At 72.3% G+C, this 6,424-nt stretch carries 7 protein-coding genes; 2 read left to right on the top strand and 5 right to left on the bottom strand.

The features are described 5' to 3' along the window. The first annotated feature begins 218 nt into the window (after positions 1-218). Positions 219-1,709, top strand: a complete 1,491-nt coding sequence (locus G3I65_RS05295; RefSeq protein ID WP_160695097.1) for a CoA-acylating methylmalonate-semialdehyde dehydrogenase — start codon at positions 219-221, stop codon at positions 1,707-1,709. Here G3I65_RS05295 and G3I65_RS05290 read toward each other — a convergent pair. Then, entirely contained in the window at positions 1,681-2,505 is an 825-nt protein-coding gene (locus G3I65_RS05290; protein WP_160695096.1) for a helix-turn-helix domain-containing protein, read from the bottom strand. The genes G3I65_RS05295 and G3I65_RS05290 overlap by 29 nt on opposite strands. A gap of 118 nt (positions 2,506-2,623) precedes the next feature. On the opposite strand from G3I65_RS05290, the gene G3I65_RS05285 reads away from it, so the two are divergent. Next, positions 2,624-3,682, top strand: a complete 1,059-nt coding sequence (locus tag G3I65_RS05285; RefSeq protein ID WP_160695095.1) for an aldo/keto reductase — start codon at positions 2,624-2,626, stop codon at positions 3,680-3,682. On the opposite strand, the gene G3I65_RS05280 is transcribed toward G3I65_RS05285, so the two are convergent. The 4 genes from G3I65_RS05280 to G3I65_RS57020 form a co-directional block, all read right to left on the bottom strand. Then, positions 3,630-4,190 (bottom strand): hypothetical protein, encoded by a 561-nt coding sequence (locus tag G3I65_RS05280; protein WP_160695094.1) that lies wholly within the window; start codon positions 4,188-4,190, stop codon positions 3,630-3,632. The two genes, G3I65_RS05285 and G3I65_RS05280, sit on opposite strands and share 53 nt — an antisense overlap. Then, positions 4,187-5,392 (bottom strand): hypothetical protein, encoded by a 1,206-nt coding sequence (locus tag G3I65_RS05275; protein ID WP_160695093.1) that lies wholly within the window; start codon positions 5,390-5,392, stop codon positions 4,187-4,189. The genes G3I65_RS05280 and G3I65_RS05275 overlap by 4 nt, the downstream gene beginning before the upstream one ends. Next, positions 5,389-5,706, bottom strand: a complete 318-nt coding sequence (locus G3I65_RS05270) for a type VII secretion target (RefSeq protein WP_160695092.1) — start codon at positions 5,704-5,706, stop codon at positions 5,389-5,391. The genes G3I65_RS05275 and G3I65_RS05270 overlap by 4 nt, the downstream gene beginning before the upstream one ends. Next, on the bottom strand, positions 5,706-6,424 hold a 719-nt coding region (locus tag G3I65_RS57020; RefSeq protein WP_239070544.1), incomplete at its 5' end, for a YbaB/EbfC family nucleoid-associated protein. The genes G3I65_RS05270 and G3I65_RS57020, both read right to left, overlap by 1 nt.

The following is a 6,424-nucleotide window of genomic DNA, read 5'->3' as shown; positions in this document are numbered from 1 at the left end:
TCCAGCCCGGCCGCGCCGGCGACGACGTGCGGGCGGCCCTGGCGCAGCACCGGCAGGGCGAGCGCCTCGGCGACGGTCGGGTACATGGCTCCTCGGGTGATCGGCAGGCACAGACTGTACGGCCGGGAGGCAACTGGCGTACACGTTGCCGATGGCGTCCGCGTGGCGCCCGCCCGGAGACTCGGGTGGACGTCCCCCGAGCGAAGGAGCGCACCGCCGTGAGCGACCGCATCAGCCACTGGATCGACGGCAAGCCGTTCACCGGGACCCCCGCGCGCAGCGGCGACGTGTTCGACCCGGCCACCGGCCAGGTCCGCGCCCAGGTCGACTTCGCGGGTGACGCCGAGGTCGAAGCCGCCGTCGCCGCGGCCAAGGCGGCGCTGCCGGGCTGGCGCGGAACGTCGCTGGCGGGGCGGACGCGCGTGCTGTTCGCCTTCCGCGAGCTGCTCTCGGCCCGCAAGCACGAGCTGGCGAAGATCATCACGAGCGAGCACGGCAAGGTCGAGTCGGACGCGGCCGGGGAGATCGCCCGCGCGATCGAGAACGTCGAGTACGCGTGCGGCGCCGCCCAGCTGCTCAAGGGCGGCTTCAGCGAGAACGCCTCCACCGGCGTCGACGTCTACTCGATCGCCCAGCCGCTCGGCGTGGTCGGCGTGATCTCGCCGTTCAACTTCCCGGCCATGGTGCCGCTGTGGTTCGTCCCCAACGCGCTGGCCTGCGGCAACACCGTCGTGCTCAAGCCGAGCGAGAAGGACCCGTCGGCGGCGGTGTTCATCGCGGAGCTGTTCGCCGAAGCCGGGCTGCCCGCGGGCGCGCTCAACGTGCTGCACGGCGACAAGGCCGCGGTCGACGGCCTCCTGGAACACGCCGACGTCAAGGCGATCTCGTTCGTCGGGTCGACGCCGATCGCGCGCTACGTCTACGAAACCGGCACCCGGCACGGCAAGCGCGTCCAGGCGCTCGGCGGGGCCAAGAACCACATGGTCGTGCTGCCGGACGCCGACCTCGACCTCGCCGCCGACGCCGCGGTCTCAGCCGGCTTCGGCTCGGCGGGGGAGCGCTGCATGGCGGTGTCGGTGGTCGTCGCCGTCGACCCGGTCGGCGACGAGCTGGTCGCGAAGATCTCCGAGCGGATGGCGCGGCTGCGCGTCGGCGACGGCCGCGACCCCGAGTCCGAGATGGGCCCGCTGGTCACCAAGGCGCACCACGAGCGCGTGGCGTCCTATGTGGACGCCGGCATCGAGTCCGGCGCGTCACTGGTGGTGGACGGCCGGGGCATCGAGGTGGCAGGCGACGGCTTCTGGCTCGGACCGACGCTGTTCGACCACGTCCGCCCGGAGATGTCGATCTACACCGACGAGATCTTCGGCCCGGTGCTTTCGGTCGCCCGCGCGGCCTCCTACGACGACGCGCTCGACCTGATCAACGCGAACCCGTACGGCAACGGCACCGCCATCTTCACCGGCGACGGCGCGGCCGCGCGGAAGTTCCAGAACGAGGTCGAGGTCGGCATGGTCGGCGTCAACGTGCCGATCCCGGTGCCGGTCGGCTACTACTCCTTCGGCGGCTGGAAGGACTCGCTGTTCGGCGACAGCCACGCCTACGGGCCGGAAGGCTTCCACTTCTTCACCCGCACGAAGGTCGTGACGTCGCGGTGGCCGAACCGCTCGCACGCGGGCGTCAACCTGGGCTTCCCGCGCAACTCCTGAACGCGGCCCGGCTCGCCTCGTCCGCGGGACGGCAGATCATCAGCCGCTGGTCGGTGTCCCCGGCCGGCACGAGGACCTCGAAGTCCACGGCGATCACCCCGGCGCCGGGGTGGCGCAGCACCTTGCTCCCGCGGCCGGTGGCGCGGACGTCCCGCTCGGCCCACAGCCGCGCGAACTCCGCGTTGCCGGCGGTGCATTCGGCGATCAGGCCGGTCAGCACCTCGTCGTCCGGGTGCGCGGCCCACGCCGTGCGCAGGTGGGCCACCCCTTCCCGCACGACGCGTTCGCGGTCCACGTAGTACTCGCGGATCTCCGGGTGCAGCAGGCACAGCCACATCGCGTTCCGCCGCGACGGCGGCAAGGTGCCGAAGTCCAGCAGCAGCCGGGCCATTTCGCCGTTCCAGGCCAGGATGTCGAAGCGGTGGTTCGTCAGCATGGCGGGCAGCGGCGACAGGTCGTCGACCAGCCGCGCCAGCGACGGCACCGCCGTGGTGGCCGGCTCGCCGGTGCCGCGCGGCCGCTGCCGGGCCAGGTCGAAGAAGTAGGCGCGTTCGCCGGCGGTCAGCCGCAACGCCTCCGACAGCGCCTCCACCACGGCCGCCGACGGCCGCAGCCCGCGTGCCTGCTCCAGCCGCACGACGTAGTCGACGCTGACCCCGGCCAGTTCGGCGACCTCCTCGCGGCGCAGCCCCGGCGTCCGCCGAGAACGGCGCACGGGCAGGTCGAAGTCGCGCGGGTCCAGGCGTTCCCGCCGGGTCCGCAGGAACGCGGCCAGCTCCACGGTGGCGGTGCTCATACCCGGGGTCAACCGGCAGGGTGGGACGGCTGTTCCCAGGAAGGTCCTTCCCTTACCGCGGGCCCGCGGCGGGCCGAGGCTGGTGGCCGGAGACGATCACCGAAACCGGAGGACCCCGATGACGCTCACCCTCGACACCTACCGGCTGCTGGGCCGGTCCGGGCTGCGGGTTTCGCCGCTGGCACTGGGCACGGCCACGTTCGGCACCGAGTGGGGCTGGGGCGCGGAGGCGGCCGAGGCGCGCAAGCTGTTCGACACCTACGTCGAGCGCGGCGGCAACTTTCTCGACACGGCGCCGACGTACACCGACGGCAGCGCCGAGCGGCTGCTGGGCGAGTTCGCCCGCGAGCACCGCGAACGCCTGGTGCTGGCGACCAAGTACACGACGCTGCTGCGCCCTGGCGACCCCAACGCCGGCGGCCCGCACCGCAAGAGCCTGTTCGCGTCGGTGGAAACCAGCCTGCGGCAGCTCGGCACCGACTACCTCGACCTGCTCTTCCTGCACGTCTGGGACTTCACGACGCCGGTCGAGGAGATCCTGCGCGGCCTCGACGACCTGGTGCGGCTGGGCAAGGTCCGGTACGTGGCGATGTCCAACGTCCCGGCCTGGGAGGTCTCGCGGATGCAGGCGATCGCCGACCTGCGGGGCTGGTCGCCGCTGATCGCGCTGCAGGTCGAGTACAGCCTGATCCGGCGGGACGCCGAACGCGACCTGATCCCGATGGCGCGCGAGCTGGGCCTCGGCGTGACGCCGTACTCGCCGCTGGGCGGCGGCGTGCTGTCCGGCAAGTACCGCGGTGCGGGCTCCGGCGAGAGCACCCGCCGGAGCTTCAACGCGGGGCTCGGCATGGTCACCGACCGCACGCTCGCCATCGCCGACGTCGTCACCGAGGTCGCGGCCGAGGCGGGGCACACGCCGGCCCAGGTCGCGCTGGCCTGGACCCTGCGGAACCCGGGCGTGACGGCGCCGGTCGTCGGCGCCCGCACGCTCGCCCAGCTGGACGGCAACCTGGGCGCCCTCGCCGTCGAGTTCACGCCGGACCAGCTGGCCCGCCTCGACGAGGTGAGCGCGCTCGACCTCGGCTACCCGCACGACCTGCTCGGCGGTGACCACCTCCGCGCGGTCACCCGCGGTGACCTGGTGATCGAGCCCCGGGCGACGCCGGCAGGACGGTGATCAGCAGCCGGGCCCGCGGGGTCAGCAGAACGGTGTTGTTGCGGTCCGGCTGGACCCGCGGGCCCGTGCCGTAGAGCTGGAACTCCTTGCCGCCCGCGGTCAAGTAGTGGTGCTCGTTCATGCCCTTGCTGAGCCGCGTCGAGAGCACGATCGGGTACTCGCGGTCGGGCCGCTGCCTGCCGAAGTCGTGGGTCCAGCCGGTGATCGCGACCAGCCGCCCGTCCCGGACGTCGGCCAGCCGGCGCCCGCAGACGAACGCCAGCCACGCGGCCAGGAGCAGGAGGGGGACCGCCGTGCCGAGGGCCGCGGCCACCGTGGCCCCGGTGAGCCGGGCGCCGAACCGGGTGTCGATCGTCGAGAGCGGGATGACCACGGCGACGACGAGCGCCGCGACCGCGACGACCGCGGCCAGCCAGAAGGAGCCGTCGAGCACCTTCCCCCGCTGCGAGGGGTGGAGCCTGCCCTGCCGGTTGGCCAGCTCCACCTCCGCCTGCCCGGCCGCGGTCACTCGCCTTCACCCTCCGGGTGTTCCTTTTCGTAGGCCTCCTGGCCTTCGTGGTAGCGGTCGATCTGCTCGTTCTCCTGGCGGCGCCCTTCGGTGGCGACGCCGACGCCGTCGGCGAGGTTGAAGCCGGGGACGCCGCCGCCCTCGCGCCACTCCTTCTGGCTGAGGAAGCTGCGGCCGTCGTCGGACAGCTTGTCGCCGAGCCCTTCGACCTTCTCGCGGCCGGGCACGTGCTCCTTGGCGGCGTCGCTCCACCCCTTGGCCGTCTCCTCGGCGGACTTCGCCTCCTTGCCCGCCTGCTTGAGCTCGTTGGCCCGGCGTTCGATGTTCGCGGCGGTGTCGACGCTCTTGTCCACGATCTTGTCGACGCCCTTGCCCACCTTCTTCAGGGCGTTCGCCGCGCCTTCGAGCGCCGCCTTCGACTTGCCCGCGCCCTTGGCCAGGCCCTCCAGCTTCTCGACGATCTTCGCGATCCGCGTGCTGATCTTCTCGGCGAGGATCCCGCCCTCGACGACCGTGTCGGCGATGAACGCCGCGATCGTGCCGCCGAAGGTGCACCACGACGCCGCCAGCGCGGCCAGCGCCTTGACGATCAGCTCGCCGACGAACGACGAGATCATGTCGCGGATCAGCCCGCGCTCGGTGCCGACCAGCGCCGCGCCGACGTTCATCGCCGTCGACGCGCTGTCGGCGTGCGAAGCCGCTCCGCGCAGGACGCCGACGTAGCTCTCCGCCGTCTTCTGGTACGCCTCGGCGGACCCGCAGTCGCTGAAGGACTGCTGGACCTTCTTGGCCTGCCGCTCGTACTGCTCGGCGGTCTCGGTGAGCTGCTTCGAGATGTTCGCCCAGGTCACGGCCTTGGCGGTGACGGCTTCGGGCTTGCCGGCGAGCTTGTCGAGGCCGTCCTTCAGGAAGCTGATGTGCTCGATCAGCCAGCCGACGCCGGCGCTCGCCAGGGTGCCGAGCGGGTCCATCGCCGCGCCGAGCAGGTCGAGGGCGTCGGTGCCGACGTCCAGCGCGAGGTTGCCCCAGTCGCCGTTGCGGGCGTCGGTGAGCGTGGCCGCGGCGTCGTTGAAGATGCCCGCGCCGCTCGTCTGGGCGTTGACGTTGTCGAGCTCGCCCTTCGACGAGTCGCCCATCCCGCTCCAGAAGCCGCCGCTCGGCTCGCTGGTCGCGACCAGCGGGTTCTCCTGCGTCTCGGTCATGCCGGCAGCTCCTTGCCGATGCCTTCGATCAGGCACTTCGTCGTCTGTTCGTGCTCGGTGAAGGCGCCGTGGGCGGTCTTCACCCGGTCGGCGACCTCGTGCCCGGCGTCGACGGCCGAGCGGAGGAAGTCCTCGGCCTGGCTCGTCCAGATCTGGATCGGCACCGCGAACACCTGCCCGACCAGCCCGAACGCGTCGAAGTCGAGCGCCTGCGCGCTGCCGGCGGCGTCGAGGGCCTGCTGCACCTTGTCCGCGATCTCGCGGATCTCGTCCTCGTGCCCGCCGAGGACGTCGAAGTCGACCTTGAGCGCCATCAGAGCCCCCGGCGCAGGATCGGGCCGCCGAAGTCTTCGTCGTCGTCCGGCCGCGGCCGGGCCGGGCGCACGGGCGGTGGCGGCGGCGGTGTCGCGGGCTCGTTCGCGGCGAATTCCCAGCGCGGCGGCTTTTCCGGTTCTTCGGGCAATTCGGGCGCCGGGATCTGTTCCTGGAGGAAATGCATCGCGTCGCTGTCGGTCCCGATCACCGGCGCCATGATCGCGGTCAGCTGCTGGGCGGCGTCGACCTGCGCGCGCTTGGCGGCGGCGAGGACGGCCTGGGCGAGCCGGGCCCGCGGCAGCTCGTCGGCCCGCGCGCCGAAGGTGAGTTCCTGCAGCGCACCGCTGGTGTTGACGGTGACCGTGACCGCCCCGTCGGGACTCGAGGCGGTCGCCGAGACGTGTTCGAGCCGGGCCTTCGCCTCGGCCGCGCGCCGGGCGATTTCGGGCATTCCGGCCGAAGCCGGTTCAATTCGGTTCACGGCGACCTCGGAAGTCGGGAAGGGCATGCGGATCAGAGGCAGCAAACCGCTTTTCGGTTCCCCCATCAACCCGGGAATTTCATTCGAGAACAGCGCATGGGAATTGATTGGGAATCCCTTTACCTGGCAGCGCGGCCGATCCGCCCCTCCGCGACATGCTCGCGACGCCGGGCAGGCCACGCGGCCAGCCTGCGGCCGGTCACCCGCTCGCCGGACCGGCGGGGCCGGCCCGGCCT

It is taken from the genome of Amycolatopsis sp. SID8362 (assembly GCF_010550475.1).
GTDB lineage: Bacteria > Actinomycetota > Actinomycetes > Mycobacteriales > Pseudonocardiaceae > Amycolatopsis > Amycolatopsis eburnea.
Note: the sequence above shows the minus strand (reverse complement) of the source record. Positions and strands in the feature narration are given on the sequence as shown.